Origin of the sequence: Streptomyces sp. NPDC020807 (genome assembly GCF_040641575.1) — a bacterium.
In the GTDB taxonomy this organism is placed as follows: domain Bacteria; phylum Actinomycetota; class Actinomycetes; order Streptomycetales; family Streptomycetaceae; genus Streptomyces.
The window spans coordinates 179,330-198,416 of sequence record NZ_JBFADU010000005.1 but is presented as its reverse complement, the minus strand read 5'-3'; the positions used below and the strand labels follow the sequence as shown (position 1 = coordinate 198,416).

Sequence of the window (19,087 nt, the reverse complement as noted above, 5' to 3'; positions counted from 1 at the left end):
CCGGCTCGTCGTACAACCGGGTCATCCGATCCCGTACGGGGCCGGTGGTCCTCCCGCCGGGTCAGACCGGCACCAGGCGGCCGATCAGCGCGCCCAGCTGCCGGGCGTTCCGGCACGGCCGCATGTCCACGACCCCGGCGTACGCCGGGGCCTCCGAATCGCCCGTGCCCCACAGGGAGGGCTGCTCCGGATTGAGCCAGTGGACGCGCTTCGCGCGGTCCGCGACCCGCTTCAGTGCAGGGAGGTTCGGGTCCGCCCGGTTGGTCCGGCCGTCGCCCAGGACGAAAAGGACCGTCCGCGGCCCGATCGCGTCCCCGTACCGCTCGGCGAACTCGCCGAGCGCCGTCCCGTAGTCGCTCTGCCCGTGCCACCCGGTCACCTCGGCCTCCGCGAGGATCCGGTCGCCGAGGCCCGTGGGGTCCGCCCCGCCGCGTGCGACGAGGTCCGTCACCTCGTCGACCCGGTTGACGAAGGCGAAGACGCGTACCCGGCTGAACTGGTCGTGCAGGGCCCGCACCAGCAGCATCGTGAACTGCGCGAAACCGGCCACCGAGCCGGAGACGTCGCACAGCAGCACCAGCTCGGGACGGACCGGCCGGCGCCGCCGCAGCACGGGACGGACCGGGACACCACCGGTCGAGAGGGAGCGCCGCAGCGTCCGCCGCAGGTCGATCTCGCCGCGCGCCGCCCGCCGTCGCCGGGCCGCGAGCCGGGTGGCCAGCTTCCGCGCCAGCGGCCGTACCGTACGGCGAAGCTCGTCGAGCTCGGCCCGCCCGGCGAGGAGGAAGTCCACGCCGTCCGCCGTGCCCGCGACGGCCCGGCGCGCGACCCGGTCCCGGCCCTGCCGCTCGGCGACCCGGCGCCGCGCCTCGGTCCGCACCCGCTCGCGGAAGGCCTCGATGCTCCGCCGGATCTCGTCGTCGAGCAGCCGGTCGGCGAAGTCGGCTCCGTCCGTCCCGTGCCGCCGGGCGTCGCGCACCCGGGCCAGCAAGGTCTCGGGGCGCAGCCGGGCGAGCGTCCGGTGCGAGGACCAGCCGTCCGACCCGGGAGCGGAGCCGAAGCCGCCGAGGGCTCCCACGGCCTCGGCCGCCAGCCGGTCGAGGGCGGCCCCGTCGGCGGCGGCCAGCGCGGCGGCGATCCGCTCCCGCAGAAGCGCGAGGTCGGACGAGGGGCCGTACTCGGTGTGCGACGCGACCTCCTCGCCGTTGCCGCCGAGCGGAAAGTACAGGTCGAAGACGTGGTCGAACACCCGGCGCTGCCGCTCCCCGTGCAGCAGGGTCGCCGCGAGCGCCTCCCGCATCCGTTCCCGGTCCGTGAACCCGACCGCTTCGAGCGCGAGGCCCGCGTCGACGGTCTCGCCGGTGCCGATCCCGAAGCCGTGGTCGCGCAGCGCCGCCACCAGGCCGGTCAGCCGCGCCGTCGCCCCGGTGGCCCCGCCCGGGCTCACACCGCCTCCAGGTCGAACTCGGCCGCCGCCTTCACGATGTCGTCCCGGTGCTTGAGGAGGACACCGAGGCTGTCCCGTACGAGCTCCTCGTCGAGCCGGTCCGCGCCGAGCGCGAGGAGGGTGCGGGCCCAGTCGATCGTCTCCGACACGGACGGCACCTTGCGCAGGTCCATGGCCCGCAGCGCGCCGACGACCCGGACGACGGACGCGGCGAGCGCGGCGTCGAGCCCCGGCACCTTGAGCGTGACGATCCGGCGCTCCAGCTCCTCCTCGGGAAAGCCGACGTACAGGAAGAGGCAGCGGCGCCGCAGCGCCTCCGACAGCTCACGGCTCGCGTTCGAGGTGAGGACGGTGAACGGCCGCCGTACCGCCGTGATCGTGCCGAGCTCGGGCACGGTGACCTGGAAGTCGCTCAGGACCTCCAGGAGCAGGCCCTCCACCTCGACGTCGGCCTTGTCGGTCTCGTCGACGAGGAGCACGGTCGGCTCCGCGGAGCGGATGGCGGTCAGGAGCGGGCGGGGGAGGAGGAACTCCTCGGAGAAGACGTCCGTCCGCGTCTCGTCCCAGGACTCGCCCCGGCCGGCCGTGATCCGCAGCAGCTGCTTGGCGTGGTTCCACTCGTAGAGCGCGCGGGACTCGTCGACGCCCTCGTAGCACTGGAGCCGCACCAGCCGTGCCCCCGTCGCCGCCGTCACGGCCTTCGCGAGCTCCGTCTTGCCGACGCCCGCCGGGCCCTCGACGAGGAGCGGCTTGCCCAGCCGGTCGGCGAGGAAGACGGTGGTGGCGACGGCGCGCGAGGCGAGGTAGCCGGTCGCGGCGAGCCGCTCGGCGACGTCGTCGACGGAGCTGAAGAATCCGGTCGTCATGGCGGCCCCCCGGGGAGTGGATGTCCCTACCGTGTCCCGACCGGCGCATACCGGCCAGTAGCATCAGTCGTACTTGATCAGATCCACCCGCACCGCACAAGGCGTCCCCCGGCCCGTCCCCGCGCGCCGCGCGCGGCCCGCTGGTGCAATGGGGGGAAACCGGAAGGCGCTGCCCCGGCGTGCGGGCGGCGGCGGTGGAGGTGTCGTGACGGAACAGGACGAGGTGTTCCTGTCCAGGGCTCGGGCGGAGTCCCTCCTGTCCAGGATGCGGGCGATGGAGCAGGCGGTCGCCGAGATCGGCACGACGCTCGACGAGACCCGCACCTGCCGCGAGCTCGCGGCCTTCCTCGTGCGGTTCCTGGGCGGCTCGGTCACGGTCGACCTGTACGCCGAGCAGGGCGTCAGGGCCCGGCGCGCGGCGACGGCGCGCGCATCGGAGCCGACACCCCCCGCCGGAGCCCGTACGGACACGCTCACGGCCGCCCTCGCCGTCACCGACGACGACGAACCCCTCGGCGTCGTCACCGCCACCCGGGCCGGCGCGACCCCCTTCACCTTCGACGAATCCGCCGCCCTCCACCACGCCACGCGCCTCGCCGCCCGGCACATCGGCCACGCGCGCCGGCTCGCCGCCACCGAGAACACCGCGCTCCACCTCCAGCGCGCGCTCGTCGCCGAACCGGGCCGCCCGCACCCCAACCTGGAGACGGCCGGCGGCTACCTGCCCGTCGGGCACCACACGCTCGTCGGCGGCGACTGGTTCGAGACCGTACGGCTCCACTTCGGCCGCACGCTCCTCGTCGTCGGCGACGTCATGGGCCACGGCCTGGACGCGGCCGTCGACATGAACGCGTACCGCACCGCGCTGCGCGAGGTCGCCGCCACGGACCTGCCCCCGCACCGGGTCCTGCGCCACCTCGACTCGGTCGTCGCCGAGGACGACCTCCGCCGCCCCGCGACCTGTCTGCTCGTCCGGGTCGACCCGGCCCGGGGGACCGCGACCTTCGCCAGCGCCGGGCACCTGCCGCCCGTCGTCTTCGGCGCGGACGGCTCGGCCGAACTCGTCGACCTCCCCGTCGGCCCGCCGCTCGGCACCGGCGTCGGCGGCTACGAACCCGTCACGCGTCCCCTCGCCCCCGCCGAGACGCTGCTGCTCTTCACCGACGGCCTCGTCGAGCGCCGGGGCGAGGACATCGACGCCTCACTCGCCCGCCTGGCCTCCCTCCGCCTCCCGCCCGACCCCGGCCCCGAACAGGTCGTCGACGCCGTGCTCCACCGCCTCGACGCCCACCGCGCCGAGGACGACGTGGCCGTCCTCGCCGCCCGAGTCCGCGCCCGCCAGGCGTAGCCCGGGGGCCTTTTCACGCCTGAGCGGGATTCTTTCGCCACGACGCTTGTGCGCGGCCCCGCCGCCCGGCACGCTCCTCGTATGAACACGGCCAGGCATGCCAGTGAACGTCTGATGAGCTGGCCCTCGCTGACCCCCGGCCGCGCCCACTGCGGCGCCGAGCTCGGACTCGGCACGGAGACACAGGAAATCGTCCACTTCCACGGCGAACACGAGGCCGACGTCCACCTCACCCGGGCCATGGTCGCCAAACTGCGCCCGGCCCTCCTCGGGTCGAGCGCGGTCCGACTGCGCGCCGGTTCTGGCTGGGTGACGGTCCGTCTGGACATGGGCTCGGACATCGACCTGCTCGCGACCCTGGTGAGCGCCGCCCTCCAGGCCAACGGCATGCCCGACGCCGCCCCGGACGGCTGCACGCGCACCCTCCCGGTCCCCGGCAACCGCTGACGGCCGGTCAGCGGATACGAGCGGCCGCGTACGGCTCCGGGCTGCTCCGAGTCGCTCGGAACAGCCCCGGCGGCTTCCGGCGGTTCGGGCGCCTACTGCGGCACGGGGAACAGCATGCACGTGCTGGTGGCGTGCGCGAGGAGCCGGTCCTGCGCGTCGTAGAGGCCGGCCTCCGCGAGCGCCGTGCGGCGCCCGCGGGACAGCACCGTGCCGATCGCGCGGATCTTGCCCGTCTCCTTGGTGACCGGGCGCAGGAAGCGGGTCGACAGGTCGAGCGAGGTGTACGCCGTGCCCTGCGGGAGCGTCGAGTGCACGGCGCAGCCGGCCGCCGAGTCGAGCAGCGTCGCGTACACGCCGCCGTGCACGCTCCCGATCGGGTTGTAGTGCTCCTCGCCCGGCTCGATGGCGAACACGGCCCGCCCCTCCTCGACCTCGTCGAGGGTGAAGCCGAGCAGCGCGGCGAGCGGCGGCCCGGGCAGCCGGCCTGCCGCGATCTCGCGCAGGAAGTCGATCCCCGCCATCGTCGCCGCCGCCTTCGCGCTGTCCCCCGGGTCCTGCCACTCCACCGTCCGTGACCGCACTGTCATCGCTCCGCTCCCGCTCCCACCTGGCTGACTCTGTACGGCGAAGCTAGCCCTGCCGTCAGCTGACTGTCAACGACGAAGCCAGGTGGCTAGAGTGTGACGATGAAGTGGCTGGAGACGGACACCGCGAACTGCCCGGTGGGCCGCACCCTTGACCTGGTGGGCGAGAAGTGGAGCCTGCTCATCGTGCGGGACGCCTTCAACGGCGTCCGCCGCTTCGACGAGTTCCGGCGCCACATCGGCCTCTCCGAGGCCGTCCTCGCCGACCGCCTCCGCAAACTCGTCGCCGCCGGCATCCTGCGCGCCGAGCCCTACCGCGAACCCGGCTCCCGCACCCGCTACGAGTACCGCCTCACCGCCAAGGGCGTCGACCTCTGGCCCGTACTCCTCGCCCTCAAGCAGTGGGGCGACACCCACACCCCCGACCCCGCCGGACCCGTCCTCGACATCCACCACACCGACTGCGGCGCCCCCGTCCGCGTCGTCGTCCGCTGCGAGGGCGAGGACCGGGCCGTCCTCACGCCCCGCGAGGTCACCGCCCGCCCCGGCCCCGGAGCCCGCCCCGCCCCGCGCTGAGGACCGGCGGCGGCCGACGGGAGCGGCGGCGGGCACTCTTTCGGCGGTACGGGGGAGAGGTCCGGCCGCCCGCGCGGGTACCCCACGAACCATGCCCCCCACACCCGGCCCGCCGGACGACGCCGCTCCCGCCGAGCACGGCCACTGGTACCACCGTCTCCACACCCGCGTCGTCGCCTCACCGGTCGGACTCGCCTGGAACCGAGGCCGCGCCATGGAACTCATGCACCGCGCCATGGGCTTCGCCGCGCTCAGCCTCCTCACCCTCGTCCCGCTCCTCATCGTGGTCGCCGCCGCCGACCTCGCCAGCGGCCAGGGATTCGCCCGGTGGCTCATCCAGGGGCTCGGCGTCACCGAGGTCTCCCAGGAGGAGGTCGAGCGGCTCTTCGGCCAGCCGGGGCAGGCGCTCCAGCGCACCACCGCCTTCGGCCTCGCCGCACTCGCCGCCTTCGGCGTCACCTTCGGCTCCGCCGTCCAGACCGGATACGAGCGCGTCTGGGACCTCCCCACCGCCCGCTGGCACACCATGTGGCGCCACGTCGTCTGGCTCGCCGTCCTCGTCGGAGCCCTGCTCCTCTTCGTCACCACCCCGACCCCCGAGGAGTCCCCGGCCCCCGTCACCGCCCTCGTCGCCCTGACCGATCTCGCCGGGACGTTCCTGTTCTTCTGGTGGTCGCAGCGCTTCCTCCTCTGCGGCCGCGTCCGCTGGCGCGCCCTCGCGCCCGGCGCCGCGCTCACCGCGCTCGGCCTGCTCGGGCTGCGGATCTTCTCCCAGCTGGTCTTCTCCCCGCTCATCGCCTCCAACGCCGTCACCTACGGCCAGTTCGGCACCGTCCTCGTCCTCCAGTCCTGGCTCGTCGGAGTCGGCTTCGTCGTCTACGGCGGCGCCCTCGTCGGGCGCCTCGTCCACGAACACCTCCTCGCCCGCCGCCTGCGCGGCCGCACCTGACCCGGTGCGCGGCCCGGACGATCACACGATCCGGTGGATCCGCAACGGAGCGGCCCGACGCCGGCTCCGGGCCCGCTTGGATGGAACCTTCCCCAACGGCCCGTCGAGAGAGAGCCGCCCATGACGAACACCTGGCTGCCACCCGTCGAGTACGTCGAGACCCTGCCGAGAGCCACCGCCTACGCCTGCCTCTTCTTCACGGACACCGCGGGCCGTCCCTTCCAGATCCGTGCCAGCGACCGCACCCGCCGGTGGCAGTGGCCCGGCGGCAACATGGACCCGGGGGAGACCCCCTGGGAGACGGCGGTACGCGAGTGCCGCGAGGAGACGGGGATGGTCTTCACCGGCGAACAGCGGCTGCTCGGTGCCCACTTCCTCGGGGACCGGGGCGAGGAGTGGCCCGCCAACCACATCGGCTTCATCTTCGACGGCGGGGAGCTGACGGACGAGCAGATCGCCGCCGTCGTCCTCGACCCGGGGGAGCACAGCGAGTACAGCCTCCGCACCCTGGAGGAGTGGCAGCGGGAGATGGAACCGGGTGACTTCGCCCGCCTCGCCGAGATCCACGAGGCCCGCCGCACGGGCTCGACCGTGTACGCGGAGGACCGGCCCGGCACCGGCTGAGCGGAGGGGGTGGCCCGCCCCGCCGGCCGGGCCACCCGCGGCCCGGTGAGGCGGACGGGCCGCCGCCCCTGGTCCGGGTCACGTACGGTTCCGACCGTTGTGCCAGATGTTTCGTGAACGCGGTAAGGGTGGACTGCCCATGTGCTGGAGTGCGACCGCCGACCTCTGGGCGGGCCTCGGGATCGGCGCCGTGGGCGTCGCCTCGATCGCCTCCGTACGCCGGGCGGGGGACCTCCCGCTCGCCGCCCTGCCCCTCCTCCTCGGCGCCCACCAGGTCGTCGAGGCGGCCGTCTGGCGTGCCGGGGGCGGCACCGGACCGGCCACCCTCGCCTGGGCCGTGATCGCCCTTCCGCTCCTGCCCGTCTGGATCCCGGTGGGCGTCGTGACGGCCGCCCGCCCCGCCGACCGGTGGCGGCTCGTCGCGCCGCTCCTCGCCGGAACCGCCACCGCGGCCGTCCTCGCGCACCGCCTCGCCACGCACCCCGTGTCCGCCCGCGTCCACCGTCGCACCCTCGGCTATGTCGTCGACCTGCCGTACGCGCCCCTGGTCCTCGCCGGGTACCTCCTGGCCACCGTCGGGGCCCTGCTGCTCGCCCGCGACCCCGTCCTGCGCGCGCTCGGGCTCGTCACCGGCGCGGGGGCGGTCGTCTGCGCCCTGCTGTGGAGCGAGGCCTTCGTCTCCACCTGGTGCGCCCTGGCCGCCGTCGCCTCGCTCCTCGTGCTCTTCTGGATCCGACGGCGGCGGACCGTAACCCCACGGCCGCTCGGTAGTTGACCAGGGCATGAAGAAGCGCAGCATGCTCGCCATCGCCTCCCTCGCCGCAGGCGTCGTCACCGCCCTCGTCACGCCGCCGCCGCAGGCCAGCGCGGCCGAGAGCCCCCTCGGCGGGACCACGGGCCTCCTCCAGGACGACCAGACCGCCGAGGCCGTCGCAGGAACCGTGCAGGCCGTCCAGGGCGCGTCGGCTGCCGTCGAAGGCGGCCCGCAGGGTGGCGGAATCCTCTGATCTTGCCCCTGACCTGCGGAAACCGGTGCCCCGCGCCCTCGTGGGAGGCGCGGGGCACTCGGCTGCCGTGACCCGTGAGGAGGCGGCCCGTGCGCGCGCCGTGCGGGAGTAATGACAGGATGTCCCCATGAGCGACAACGTGTACTTCGACATCACCATCGACGGTGCGCCGGCCGGCCGCATCGTCTTCCAGCTTTTCGACGAGACCGTCCCGAAGACGGCTGACAACTTCCGCCAGCTCGCCACCGGCGAGAAGGGCTTCGGCTACGCCGGCTCCGGCTTCCACCGCGTCATCCCGCAGTTCATGCTGCAGGGCGGTGACTTCACCAACCACAACGGCACCGGTGGCAAGAGCATCTACGGCGAGAAGTTCGCCGACGAGAACTTCAAGCTCAAGCACGACCGTCCGTACCTGCTCTCGATGGCCAACGCGGGCCCGAACACCAACGGCTCGCAGTTCTTCGTGACCACGGTCGTCACCAGCTGGCTCGACGGCAAGCACGTCGTCTTCGGCGAGGTCGTCGAGGGCCAGGACGTCGTGGACAAGATCGAGGCGCTCGGCTCCCCGTCGGGCCGTCCCTCCGCCAAGGTCGAGATCGCGGCCTCCGGCACCGTCTGAGACCGGTCGGACGCCGTCACCGGCGCCTGAACGCAGGGGAGCCGCACGTCCGGGAAGGACGTGCGGCTCCCCGCCGCCGTTTCCGGCAGCCCCTGCGCGGTGTCGGAGCCCAGGCCGTCACCGGCCGCCGGGCCGACGGGCCCGGGCCGTCAGGCCTCCTCGCCGTACCGCCGCTCGAACTTCGCGATCCGGCCCTCGGTGTCCACCGTCCGGGCCTTGCCCGTGAAGAACGGGTGGCTCTCCGAGGAGATCTCCACGTCGATGACCGGGTACGTGTTCCCGTCGTCCCACGAGATCGTCTGCTCGCTGGTCGCGGTGGACCGGGTCAGAAAGGCGTACCCGGCCGCCCGGTCGCGGAAGACCATCGGTCCGTACTCGGGCTGCTTGTCCTGCTGCACGTGTCCTCCTCGGGCTTGCACCCTCGAATCGTCCGCCTGAAGCGTCCGGCCTGCTCAGGCGCGGCACCCCCAGCCTCCCCGGGCCGGTCCCGGCCGACCAGCGCCACGCGCCCGGACGGGTGACGCCCACCGCCGCTCAGGGCACCTCCGGCCAGCGCGCGGCGAGCAGCAGCGCGATGTCGTCCGGGCGTGCCGTCGCCTGGCGGGCCTCCCGGATCAACCGGTCCGCGGCCTCGGTCAGCGGCAGCCCTCCCGTCGCCGCGAACGCCCGCCGCAGCCGCTCGATCCCCTCGTCGATGTCCCTGCCCGGCCGCTCCACGAGACCGTCCGTGAACAGCGCGAGGACCGACCCGGGCGGGAGCCGCAGCGGTGTCACGGGATACGAGGCGCGGTCGTCCACCCCGAGGACGACACCGCCCGGCAGGTCGAGCAGCCGCGTCGTCCCGTCCGGGCGCAGCATGAGCGGCTGCGGATGCCCGGCCCGTACCGCCCGCGCCTCGCCCGTGTCCGGGTCCAGGAGGACGTAGCAGCAGCTCGCGAACTGGCCGGGGTCGAGGTCGATGAGGAGCCTGTTGGTGCCCCGCATGACGTCCTGCGGCCGGTGACCGCCCAGCGCGAACGCCCGTACGGCGCTGCGCAGCTGGCCCATCGTCGCCGCCGCCGCGACCCCGTGCCCCTGGACGTCGCCGATGACGAGCGCGAGCCGCCCGTGCTCGGTCTCGATCACGTCGTACCAGTCGCCGCCGACGTCCATGCCGTCCGTGCCGGGCAGGTAGCGGCCGACCGTCTCCACCCCCGCGCGCACGGGCAGCCGGTGCGGCAGCAGGGCGTCCTGGAGACCGCGGGCGACCGCCGACTCCGTGTCGTACCGCTGCGCCCGGGACAGCGCCTGCGCGATCAGACCCGCCAGTGCGGTGAGCACGGTCCGCTCCTCCGGGCTGAACGGCCGGGACCGGTCGAAGCCGAGGATGCAGGAGCCCACCGGACGGCCCGAGGCGATCAGAGGCAGGAAGGCCCGGGCACCCGCGGTCGAGTCCACCGGCAGGCCCGGGTACGCCTTCCGGAGCTGCTCCATCGACTCGAAGAACAGCGGCCGGCCCGAGGTCAGCGTGTCCACGCCCGGGAGGCGGGCGTCGAGCGCGACCCCGTCGAAGGGTTCGAGGAAGCCGGGCGGGAAGCCGCGCTCCCAGGCCAGGTAGAGCCGCCGCTCGCTCAGCAGGTAGATGGCCAGCTGGCGCCCGCCGAAGGCCGGGAGCAGCTCCTCCGTCACCACGGCCGACACCTGGCGGGCTGTGACCGCCTCCGTCAGGGCGATGGCGAGGGCCACCGGACGGTAGAGGGCGGCGGCACGGTCGCCCGCGCCGAGGTCGTCGGAGACGCGGTGGCGGAGGTCGACGGTCCGGTCCTGCCGGTCCACGGCCGCTTCGCGCACGGCGGCCAGCGGTCGGCCGCCCGGATCCCGCGCGGCCTCCGCGTCCGTCCCCTCCGGCGGCAGCCGGGCCGGGTCCTCCTCCGGCACCAGGACCATCGTCAGGCCGTCCCGGCCCGGGTGCAGTGCCACCGACAGCCAGCGCCCCTGCTCCGGCCGCGCGAGGAAGCGGATCGGACCTTCGGACAGCAGCGCCGCCCGGAGCTGCTCCTCGTGGAAGGGGAGGTCGAACCAGGGGAGCGCCTCCCACAGCGGCCGTCCCGCGAGCGCTCCGCGCGGGCGGCCGAGGAGCCGCTCCGTGCGCTCGTTGAGGTACGTGATCCGGCCGAGGCGGTCGATCGCCAGGATCGCCCGCGGCAGCCGGTCCGTGGCGTCCGAGCCGACGAGGCCCGTCCCCAGGTCGACGAGCGTGCCGGCCAGTCGCCCGCCGGTCCTCCGCGCGTCCGGGGCCGTGCCCTCCCGCGCCCGCGCGGACACCTCCAGGAGGTGAAGGCCGCCGTCCGGGCCCTTCAGGCGGATCCTGCGCACGGCCGGCCGGCCCTGCACCTCCGTCGTCTGGAGGGCCGCCGCCCACAGCGCGTACGCGTCCTCCGGGTCGAGCCGGGACGTCAGCACCTCGATGGAGCACGGCGAGGACACCCCGGCCCCCAGGATCTCCCGCAGCCCGGCGTCCATCGTGACCGTGCCGGACTCCAGGTCCCAGTCGAAGGAGCCGAAGCGCACGGGCGGCGCCGAACCGGAGGACAGCTGGACGGAGACGGGGTCGCCGTCCCACCCGACGGACGTCCCGCCCCGGGCGAGCCCGGCGAGCGCTTCGCCGAGCCGCCGGGCCTCGGAGGTCATGCGGCCTGCGTCCCGCGCGCTCACGGCCTCGTCGGGGTCGAGGGTCCGCAGGGCCACGAGCACCCCGAACCGCTCCCGGCCGGCGACCACCGGCTCGTACAGCGAGGAGAAGGGGAACGGCAGGCTCGCCACCAGCTGGGGGAAGCGCCGCATCGCGTCCTCGACGTCGGAGAGGTGCACCGCCTGCCCCGAGCGGTAGGCCTCGGCGACCGGGAACGGCCGGTTCAGGTGCATCCGCCACCACGGGCGGAACAACGGGCCCGGCAGCCCCACGAGCACCGCGAGACGCAGCAGGCCGGGCGTCTCGGAGCGGAGGTACATCCCGCCCGCGTAGCCGCCGACGGCCTCGACGGTCCGGAGGGCGGCCTCCGCGACCACCCGCGTGAGCGCACCGGAGGCGGGCCCGTCGGCAGAACCGTTCCCTGACGGATGCCCGGTGCCGCCCGCCGGGCCGGGGCGGGACGTGCCGTGCGAGGTCACACAGCCAGGATGCGCCTGCCCCGAAAGGCAGCGCATCCCGGAGAAGCGTGCGACCGGGGCGGGGCGCGCATCGAGCTCCGCGCGCCGCCCTCACACTTCCCCGCGCCGGTGACCCGACTCACCGCAGACGATTACACTCAGTAACCAAGCGAGGCCGTCGCCCGGATCTGGGCGGCCTCCCCGTTCGCTGCCAGGGGGCATGATGACGCACCGCGTTCTTCCGTACGACGTTCATGGCGAGGGACCCGGCCGGGCCCTCGTGCTGCACAACTGGTTCGGCGACCGCACGAGCTTCGCGCCCCTGCGCGACCACCTCGACGGCGCGGCCGGCACCTACGCCTTCGTCGACTGCCGGGGCTACGGCGAGGCCCGCGACATCGAGGGCGCCTACACGATGGAGGAGGTCGCCTCCGACGCGCTCGCCGTCGCCGACGACCTGGGCTGGGAGGCGTTCTCCGTCATCGGCCACTCCATGGGCGGCAAGGCGGCGCAGCTCATGCTCCTCGACGCGCCCGACCGGGTCCGCTCCGTCATCGGCATCTCGCCGGTGGCCGCCTCAGGGTTCCCGCTCGACGGCGAGACGTGGGAGCTCTTCGCCGGCGCCGCCGACTCCCCGGCGAACCGGCGCGCGATCATCGACACGACCACGGGCGGCAGATACGACGACGCCTGGCTCGGCGCGCTCGTCGACCGGTCTGTCAACCGTTCCTCGGCCACCGCCTTCCGGCGCTATCTCGACTCCTGGTCGGGCCCCGACTTCCACGAGCGCGTCCGCGACAACACCACCCCCGTCCTCCTCGTCGTCGGCGCGCACGACCCCGCCCTCGGCGCCGAGGCCATGGAGGCGACCTGGCTGCGCTGGTACCCGAACGCCCGCCTGGAGGTCCTGAAGGACGCGGGCCACTACGCACCGGAGGAGACCCCGGGACCCCTCGCGGAGGCCATCGAGGCGTTCCTCGCGGCCTGAGGAAGCACGCGACCCCGGCCATGATCCGCCGGACAGGCCCTAGGCTGGAGACACCGGCCGGGGACGGGACGCACCTGCCCTTCCCGGAACTCGGGTCTCGGACTCCGGACCCCGGCCGCCTCGGCGGAAGGTGGCGGATCATGGAGTTCAGCGACCGGACCGACGCGGGTCGAAGGCTCGCCGAACGCCTCGGCCACCTCAGGGGTCAGGACGTCGTCGTCCTCGGTCTGCCGCGCGGAGGAGTGCCGGTCGCCGCGCCGGTCGCGGAGGCCCTCGGTGCGCCGCTCGACATCTGCCTCGTACGGAAACTCGGGGTGCCGTACCAGCCCGAGCTGGCGATGGGCGCGCTCGGGGAGGGCGGGGTGCGGGTTCTCAACGATCAGATCCTGCGCGAGACGGGTGTCGACGACCAGGATCTCGCCGCGGTGGAGGAGCGCGAGCTCGCCGAGCTCGACGCGCGGACCCGTCGCTACCGGGGCGACCGGCCGCCCGTGCCCCTGGAGGGCAGGACGGTGGTCGTGGTCGACGACGGGCTCGCGACGGGCGCCACCGCGCTCGCCGCCTGCCGGGTGGTCCGTGCCAGGGGCGCCGCGCGGATCGTCCTCGCCGTCCCGGTCGCGCCGCGCGGCTGGCACGCGCGCGTCGGAGGCGAGGCGGACGAGACCGTGAGCGTGAGCGAGCCGGTCTTCTTCCAGGCGATCGGGCAGTTCTACCGGGACTTCTCCCAGACCCGGGACGACGAGGTCCTCGACTGCCTCGCCCGGAGCCGCGCCGCGCACGGACCCGTCGTGCGGGACACCGAGGTCCGGATCCCGACGGCGGGCGCCACCCTCGCCGGGCGGCTCGCCCTGCCCGACGACGCGCTCGGTGTCGTGCTCTTCGCCCACGGGAGCGGCAGTGGTCGGCACAGTCCCCGCAACCGGTCGGTCGCCGCCGCCCTCGGCAAGGCCGGACTCGGCACTCTGCTGTTCGACCTGCTGACGGAGCAGGAGGCGGCGGACCGGGCGCGGGTCTTCGACACCCCGCTGCTCGCCGGCCGTCTCGCGGGCGCCACGGAGTGGCTGGCCGGACGGCCGGAGTGCGCCGGGCTGCCGCTCGGGTACTTCGGCGCGAGTACGGGCGCGGCGGCGGCGCTGTGGGCGGCGGCGGACGCCGGCGCGGGGATCGACGCCGTGGTGTCACGAGGAGGCAGGCCCGACCTCGCCGGGGAACGGCTGGCACGGGTGCGCGCCCCGACCCTCCTCGTGGTGGGCGGCCGGGACGCGCTCGTCCTGGACCTGAACCGGCGGGCGCAGGCGCTGCTGCGCTGCGAGAACCGGCTGGCGGTCGTCGAGGGCGCCACGCACCTCTTCGCGGAACCCGGTGCCCTGGAGGAGGTGGCGGAGCTCGCCACCTCCTGGTTCACCGGGTGCTTCCGGCGTCAGTAGGCGCCGTTGACGTTGTCGATCGAGCCGTAGCGGTCGGCGGCGTAGTTGGAGGCGGCGGTGATGTTGGCGACCGGGTCGAAGAGGTCGGTCGACGTGCCGGGCACGTGGTAGGCGTCGAAGGTCGGCTGGATCACCTGGAGCAGGCCCTTCGAGGGCGTGCCGGCGGCGGCGTTGGAGTCCCACAGGTTGATGGCCTGCGGGTTGCCGGAGGACTCGCGCATGATGTTGCGGAGGATGCCGTCGTACGAGCCCGGGATGCCGTTGCGGGCCATGATGTCGAGGGACTCGCGGATCCATCCGTCGAGGTTGTCGGCGTACTGGGTGGCGGCGGGGGCGGCCTGCACGGCCCGCGCGGGGGCGGCCTGCACCGGAGCGGCGGCCCGGGCGGGGGCCTGGGCAGGAGCCGCCTGGGCAGGAGCCGCCTGGGCGGGGGCCGCGCGGCGCTCGGAGCGGCTGGCGCGGTCCGTCGTGGAGCTCTTCTTCGCCGGGGCGGAAACGGGCTTCGCGGAATTCCGACGAAGTGTCAGTTCGAGGCCGGGGTGAATGAGTGACGGATTGTCACCCACGGCGGCCCTGTTGGCCCGGTAAAGGCTCTTCCAGCCGCCCTGGATTCCCTTCTTCTGTGCGATCAGGGAAAGGGAGTCGCCGCTGACGACGGTGTACGTGCGGGCGGCCGTGGCGGCGGTCGGGGCCGAGAGCGCGACCGGCGCCGCGGCGGCGGGGGAGGCGGCGGGAGCGGCCGCGGGGGCGGCGATCGCCGGGGCTCCGGAGGCGGGTGCGGCACCGGCCGAGGCCGGGGCGATCAGCGGGAGCGCGAGGGCGACCCCACCCGTGCCGACCAGGGCGATGCCCTGGGAGACGGGACGGCGTCGGGGGCGGCGGTGCTTACCGTGAGCAGGCATGTCGGGTTCCTCTCCGGCGCCTGCGAGGTGAGCTGTCGGGTTCGGACGGGAGGTGTCCGGCCGCGCGCACGCGGCTGCACCCCGAGCCGTCCCGGGAATCCGGTCCGGCGTATTCGTGGGTCCCCCGCTCCTGCCGTCGGGTGAAAGGGAGGTATTTCGAGCGGTGGCAGGATTAGGCGATCCGCTCGAATGGGGGTGACCGTAGGCCAGGAATGCGCGGGACAACAAGAGGGGGATGGTCGGTGGAGTGCGAAAGGGGACGTGGAATTCACGGAATTCAAGATCGACCGGCCGCCGGCGGTGCGGAACTGCCGTGTGTCCCATGGCCTGCCGAGAAGTCGATCACCCTCGCGCATTCCGAAACGTGAATCACGTCACGCGGCGTTCAATGTCCGAATATGCCGAATATGCGCGAGCCGCCCCGAGTCGCCCCCGAACGCACGGGTAAAAGTCGCAAACCGGGCATTCCTCATCAAAGATGGTGCTACCCGACCGAGGAGTGCCGAATGCCGCCCGTGACCGCCCCGCCGAGCCCCGACCTCGTCGACCGCGAGGCCGCCGCGCTGTACGAGTCCGCCGCCTGGCGGCGGATCGCGGCCGACTGGACGGACGTCGGACCGGACGTCGCGCCGGAGGCCGGGGCGGTCGTCGGGGCGGTCGCTCCCGGGAAGGACTGGCGGAGCCTGCTCTCCGTCCCGGTCGACCGGCTCGTGGCCCAGGCCCTCGACTCCCTGCCGCCCGCCCTCCCCGCCGACCGCCGCCTCCCCGGCCGCCTCGGCGCCGTCCTGCCGGACCGGCTGCACGCCTGGCGACGCGTCGGCCGCGGCGACCTCCTCCCCTCGGTCCACCTCGGCTACGCCCGGCTCGTGCTCACCGAATGGGGGTGGCAGAACGCCCCGTACAAGCTGCGCGACCGGCGCGGAGCCCGTTGCGTCTGCGGGGCCCTCCTCGCCGCGCACCGCCTCGGTCACGGCAGCGCCGACACGATGAACGAGGCGGCGGCCTGGGTGATGACGGAGCTCAGGTCGCGCGGCTGGAACGACCTCATCGGACCGTGGAACCGCGCCCCCGGCCGCACGGCCGAGGACGCGGTGGCCCTCCTCGACGCCACCGTCCGGCGCGCCGCCGAAGCGGGCCGTTGAAGGGGGTTCAGCCGGTGACGCTCGGCGCGCCCGTCTCGATGTGCCCGGTGTACCGGCGTGACCAGGTGCCGTCGATGTCGGCGAAGACCGTGAAGTCGTACCAGCCGTCGTTGTACGCGACCGCGTTGAAGAAGTCCTCGCGGGAGGAGTTCGCGGCCACCGTGTACGTCCACGGCCCGTCCGAGCGGTAGGCGTTGGAGCGGATCGTGAAGGTGACGGGCCCGGCCGAGGCGTTGGTCATCCTGAACCACAGGGCCGTCCTGCCGGTCCCGGCCTCGGGCGCGAACCGGGCCGCGACCTCGACGGCCTTGCCCGCCTTCGACGCGTCGCCGATGAAGCGGCGCAGGAAGCGGTTGGGGCCCATCATCGAGATGTCGTACTTCCCGGAGCCGGACCCGAGTCCGATGTTGAAGTAGTCGGAGGCCGTGCCGCCGGCGTCGACCGTGTACTGCCACGCGGCCGTGTCCCGGTACTGGTGCGGGTGGATCGAGAAGTGCGCCGGCCGCTTGGCCTCCGCACCCTGGTTCGTCATCGAGAACCAGGCCAGGATCTTGCCGGCGGCGCCGAACTCGAACCGGTCGAGGTTGCCGTTGACCTGGTAGGGGATCGCGCGCGCCGGACGGGTGCCGGGCTCCTGCGCGGGCAGGGCGTTGTTCTGCGGGACGGGGTTCGGGAGCGGGCCGCAGGTGGCCTGTCCGATGACCTTCGCCGTCGACGGCAGGCCGGCGGGAACCCCGTACACCGGGTGCGCGAAGTCGAAGACTCCCGTCAGGTCCCCGGTCACCTTCCGCCGCCACGCGCTGATGTGGGGGCAGGTGGCAGGGGTGCCGAGGGCCGCCGTCCACGTCTCCAGGAAGCGCAGGACGGACGTGTGGTCGAAGACCTCGGAGCTGACCCAGCCGCCCCGCGTCCACGGCGACAGGACGAGCATGGGGACGCGGAAGCCGAGGCCGATCGGTACGCCGTCGAGGTACTCGCCCGGTGTTCCGGGCGGGGCGACCGGCGGCGGCACGTGGTCGAAGAAGCCGTCGTTCTCGTCGTAGTTGAGGAAGAGGACCGAGGAGTCGAAGACCTCGGGGTTCGCGGCGAGGGCGCGGTAGACGAGGTCGACGAAGTGGGCGCCGTCGCCGGGAGGCGCGTACGGGTGCTCGGAGAAGGCCTCGTTGGCGACCACCCAGGACACCTGGGGGAGCGTGCCCGCGAGCACGTCGGCGCGGATGGCGGCGGCGATGTCGTCGGGCGTGGAGCCGGTGACCTTGGGGACCGAGCCCATGCCCCGGTCGTACAGTGGGTCGCCGGGGCGCGCGTCGGTGAACTTCTTGAAGTAGGCGAGGCCGTTGTCGCCGTAGTTGTCCTGTGCGTTCTGGTAGACCTTCCAGCTCACCCCGGCCCGCTGGAGCGCCTCGGCGTACGTCTCCCAGGTGAGGCCCGACTCGTCGCCGCCGTCCTTGCTGGAGGCGTCGATCCTGCCGCTCCACAGGAAGGTCCGGTTGGGGCCCGTGGCGCTGAGCGTCGAGCAGAAGTAGGCGTCGCAGATGGTGTAGTGGTCGGCGAGGGCGTGGTGGAAGGGGATGTCCTCGCGGTCGAGGTGGCCGAGGGAGCGGGTGTTGCCGACCCCCGTCACCCAGTTGTCCATCCGGCCCTTGTTCCAGGCGGCGTGCTGCGAGGTCCAGCTGTGCGGCAGGTCGCCGTTGCACTGGGCGAGCGTCTCCCCGTCGACGCCGCCGGCGGGCGGGGTGTCGCTCAGCTTCCAGGGGTACTGGCGTCCGCCCCAGTTGGGCTGCTGGAACATGCCCCAGCCTCCGGGCAGGTTGCCCGCGGCCCGGTCCCCGAAGCCCCGCACGCCGCGCAGCGTCCCGAAGTAGTGGTCGAAGCTCCGGTTCTCCTGCATGAGGATCACGACGTGCCGCACGTCCGTGAGCGTCCCCGTGGCGGCGCGTGCGGCGGCCGAGGCCCGCCCCGCCGGCAGCGCCGCCCCGGCGACGAGCCCCGCGCCGATCCCGACGAATCCCCTGCGACTGATGGGAAGCATGCCCCGCCTCTCCCGTCCCGGCATGCCCGGGCGGCACGCCGGGAGTCATGATGGGGGAGGCGCGCTCAAAGGTATAGAGGTGTGCGGTTATGGCTGAGTGAACGATCAGTAACCGGCCAACTCGGGCTTGTTCATTGGTGCGTCGGCGCACCAATACAGGGTGCCTCAGACGGTGAGGACCTTGACCCCCGCCTCGTTCAGCTGCTCCACCGCCTCCGCCGAGATGTCCGTGTCCGTCACGACGAGGTCGACACGGTCCAGGCCGCAGATGCGGGCGAAGGCGCGCCGTCCCAGCTTCGACGAGTCGGTGACGACCACGACCCGGCTCGCACGCTCCGCGAAGAGACGGCTGATGCTCGCCTCGTCCTCGTGGTGGGCCATGATGCCGAGCTCGGCGTCGACCCCGTCCACGCCGAGGACGACCACGTCGAGGACGACCTCGCTCAGGACGCCGACGGTCAGCGGGCCGACCAGCTCGTAGGTCTGCGGCCGCGCCACCCCGCCCGTCGTGACGAGCTTGATCTGGGGGCGGACGGCCAGTTCGCCGGCGATGTTGAGCGCGTTGGTGACGACCGTGAGGGCGGGGCCGGTGGTCTCCTGGCGTCCGCTGCTGAAGCGGAGGGCGAGGGAGCGGGCCACCTCCGTCGTCGTCGTGCCGCCGTTGAGGCCGACGACCTCTCCGGGGGTCACCAGATCGGCCGCGGCCGCCGCGATCCGCAGCTTCTCGGAGGCGTACCGCGCCGACTTGTACCGCAGCGGCAGCTCGTACGACACGCCGTGCGCGACCGCTCCGCCCCGCGTCCGTACGAGCAGGCGCTGCTCGGCGAGCTCGTCGAGGTCCCGGCGGATCGTGGCGGCGGACACCTCGAGCGTGGTCGCCGCCTCCTCGACCTCGACCTTTCCCGAGACCGCGAGCAACTCCAGGAGCGCGTTCCACCGCTCGTGCTTGGACATGGGTCCATCCCTCCCGTTCGTGCGCGCGTCCGATTCTAGCCGCCGA

19 protein-coding genes and 1 riboswitch are annotated in these 19,087 nt (G+C 73.8%); of the genes, 11 read left to right on the top strand and 8 right to left on the bottom strand.

Annotation, left to right across the window (positions count from 1 at the left end; genetic code table 11):
* Window positions 1–61 precede the first annotated feature (61 nt).
* Together AB0G79_RS11035 and AB0G79_RS11030 are read right to left on the bottom strand one after the other, a co-directional pair.
* The gene (locus tag AB0G79_RS11035; protein WP_360803646.1) at window positions 62–1,447 is read right to left on the bottom strand and encodes a VWA domain-containing protein; all 1,386 of its coding nucleotides are present in this window, start codon (window positions 1,445–1,447) and stop codon (window positions 62–64) included.
* A complete protein-coding gene (locus tag AB0G79_RS11030; protein ID WP_360803643.1) occupies window positions 1,444–2,313 on the bottom strand; it encodes a MoxR family ATPase in 870 nt (289 codons plus the stop codon). The genes AB0G79_RS11035 and AB0G79_RS11030 overlap by 4 nt, the downstream gene beginning before the upstream one ends.
* A 205-nt stretch (window positions 2,314–2,518) precedes the next feature.
* Between AB0G79_RS11030 and AB0G79_RS11025 the strand changes: the two genes are divergently transcribed.
* Together AB0G79_RS11025 and AB0G79_RS11020 are read left to right on the top strand one after the other, a co-directional pair.
* On the top strand, window positions 2,519–3,661 hold the full coding sequence (locus AB0G79_RS11025) for a PP2C family protein-serine/threonine phosphatase (protein WP_360803640.1): 1,143 nt from the start codon (window positions 2,519–2,521) through the stop codon (window positions 3,659–3,661).
* An 81-nt stretch (window positions 3,662–3,742) separates the two neighbouring features.
* A complete protein-coding gene (locus tag AB0G79_RS11020; RefSeq protein ID WP_360803637.1) occupies window positions 3,743–4,108 on the top strand; it encodes a luciferase family protein in 366 nt (121 codons plus the stop codon).
* A gap of 92 nt (window positions 4,109–4,200) precedes the next feature.
* On the opposite strand, the gene AB0G79_RS11015 is transcribed toward AB0G79_RS11020, so the two are convergent.
* The gene (locus tag AB0G79_RS11015; RefSeq protein WP_360803634.1) at window positions 4,201–4,695 is read right to left on the bottom strand and encodes a PaaI family thioesterase; all 495 of its coding nucleotides are present in this window, start codon (window positions 4,693–4,695) and stop codon (window positions 4,201–4,203) included.
* 99 nt (window positions 4,696–4,794) lie between these two features.
* Here AB0G79_RS11015 and AB0G79_RS11010 point away from each other — a divergent pair, with 99 nt between their 5' ends.
* The 6 genes from AB0G79_RS11010 to AB0G79_RS10985 all read left to right on the top strand — a co-directional run bounded on the left by AB0G79_RS11010 (window position 4,795) and on the right by AB0G79_RS10985 (window position 8,467).
* Window positions 4,795–5,268, top strand: coding sequence for a helix-turn-helix domain-containing protein (locus tag AB0G79_RS11010; protein WP_360803631.1), 474 nt, complete (start codon window positions 4,795–4,797; stop codon window positions 5,266–5,268).
* 91 nt (window positions 5,269–5,359) lie between these two features.
* Entirely contained in the window at window positions 5,360–6,217 is an 858-nt protein-coding gene (locus tag AB0G79_RS11005; RefSeq protein WP_360803628.1) for a YhjD/YihY/BrkB family envelope integrity protein, read from the top strand.
* A gap of 120 nt (window positions 6,218–6,337) precedes the next feature.
* Window positions 6,338–6,841, top strand: a complete 504-nt coding sequence (locus AB0G79_RS11000; protein WP_360803625.1) for an NUDIX hydrolase — start codon at window positions 6,338–6,340, stop codon at window positions 6,839–6,841.
* A gap of 139 nt (window positions 6,842–6,980) precedes the next feature.
* Window positions 6,981–7,616 (top strand): DUF6629 family protein, encoded by a 636-nt coding sequence (locus tag AB0G79_RS10995; protein ID WP_360803622.1) that lies wholly within the window; start codon window positions 6,981–6,983, stop codon window positions 7,614–7,616.
* A 7-nt stretch (window positions 7,617–7,623) separates the two neighbouring features.
* On the top strand, window positions 7,624–7,848 hold the full coding sequence (locus AB0G79_RS10990) for a hypothetical protein (RefSeq protein ID WP_360803619.1): 225 nt from the start codon (window positions 7,624–7,626) through the stop codon (window positions 7,846–7,848).
* Window positions 7,849–7,975: 127 nt separating this feature from the next.
* Window positions 7,976–8,467, top strand: coding sequence for a peptidylprolyl isomerase (locus AB0G79_RS10985; RefSeq protein WP_360803616.1), 492 nt, complete (start codon window positions 7,976–7,978; stop codon window positions 8,465–8,467).
* Between the two features lie 149 nt (window positions 8,468–8,616).
* Here the strand turns inward: AB0G79_RS10985 and AB0G79_RS10980 are convergent, their stop codons facing one another.
* Together AB0G79_RS10980 and AB0G79_RS10975 are read right to left on the bottom strand one after the other, a co-directional pair.
* Window positions 8,617–8,865 (bottom strand): type B 50S ribosomal protein L31, encoded by a 249-nt coding sequence (locus AB0G79_RS10980; RefSeq protein ID WP_360803613.1) that lies wholly within the window; start codon window positions 8,863–8,865, stop codon window positions 8,617–8,619.
* Between the two features lie 136 nt (window positions 8,866–9,001).
* The gene (locus AB0G79_RS10975; protein WP_360803610.1) at window positions 9,002–11,653 is read right to left on the bottom strand and encodes a SpoIIE family protein phosphatase; all 2,652 of its coding nucleotides are present in this window, start codon (window positions 11,651–11,653) and stop codon (window positions 9,002–9,004) included.
* A gap of 166 nt (window positions 11,654–11,819) precedes the next feature.
* Here AB0G79_RS10975 and AB0G79_RS10970 point away from each other — a divergent pair, with 166 nt between their 5' ends.
* Window positions 11,820–12,584 (top strand): alpha/beta hydrolase, encoded by a 765-nt coding sequence (locus AB0G79_RS10970; RefSeq protein ID WP_360804287.1) that lies wholly within the window; start codon window positions 11,820–11,822, stop codon window positions 12,582–12,584.
* A gap of 140 nt (window positions 12,585–12,724) precedes the next feature.
* Window positions 12,725–14,011 (top strand): alpha/beta family hydrolase, encoded by a 1,287-nt coding sequence (locus tag AB0G79_RS10965; RefSeq protein WP_360803607.1) that lies wholly within the window; start codon window positions 12,725–12,727, stop codon window positions 14,009–14,011.
* On the opposite strand, the gene AB0G79_RS10960 is transcribed toward AB0G79_RS10965, so the two are convergent.
* Window positions 14,005–14,913: a LysM peptidoglycan-binding domain-containing protein gene (locus tag AB0G79_RS10960; RefSeq protein ID WP_360803604.1), complete on the bottom strand. Its 909-nt coding sequence runs from the start codon at window positions 14,911–14,913 to the stop codon at window positions 14,005–14,007. The genes AB0G79_RS10965 and AB0G79_RS10960 overlap by 7 nt on opposite strands.
* Window positions 14,914–14,917: 4 nt before the next feature.
* A riboswitch (cyclic di-AMP (ydaO/yuaA leader) is annotated at window positions 14,918–15,102 on the bottom strand.
* Between the two features lie 317 nt (window positions 15,103–15,419).
* Here AB0G79_RS10960 and AB0G79_RS10955 point away from each other — a divergent pair.
* A complete protein-coding gene (locus AB0G79_RS10955; protein ID WP_360803601.1) occupies window positions 15,420–16,055 on the top strand; it encodes a hypothetical protein in 636 nt (211 codons plus the stop codon).
* A gap of 7 nt (window positions 16,056–16,062) precedes the next feature.
* Here the strand turns inward: AB0G79_RS10955 and AB0G79_RS10950 are convergent, their stop codons facing one another.
* Both AB0G79_RS10950 and AB0G79_RS10945 read right to left on the bottom strand, forming a co-directional pair.
* Window positions 16,063–18,087 (bottom strand): phosphocholine-specific phospholipase C, encoded by a 2,025-nt coding sequence (locus AB0G79_RS10950; protein WP_360803598.1) that lies wholly within the window; start codon window positions 18,085–18,087, stop codon window positions 16,063–16,065.
* A 165-nt stretch (window positions 18,088–18,252) separates the two neighbouring features.
* Window positions 18,253–19,041, bottom strand: coding sequence for a DeoR/GlpR family DNA-binding transcription regulator (locus tag AB0G79_RS10945; protein ID WP_360803595.1), 789 nt, complete (start codon window positions 19,039–19,041; stop codon window positions 18,253–18,255).
* Window positions 19,042–19,087: the final 46 nt, after the last annotated feature.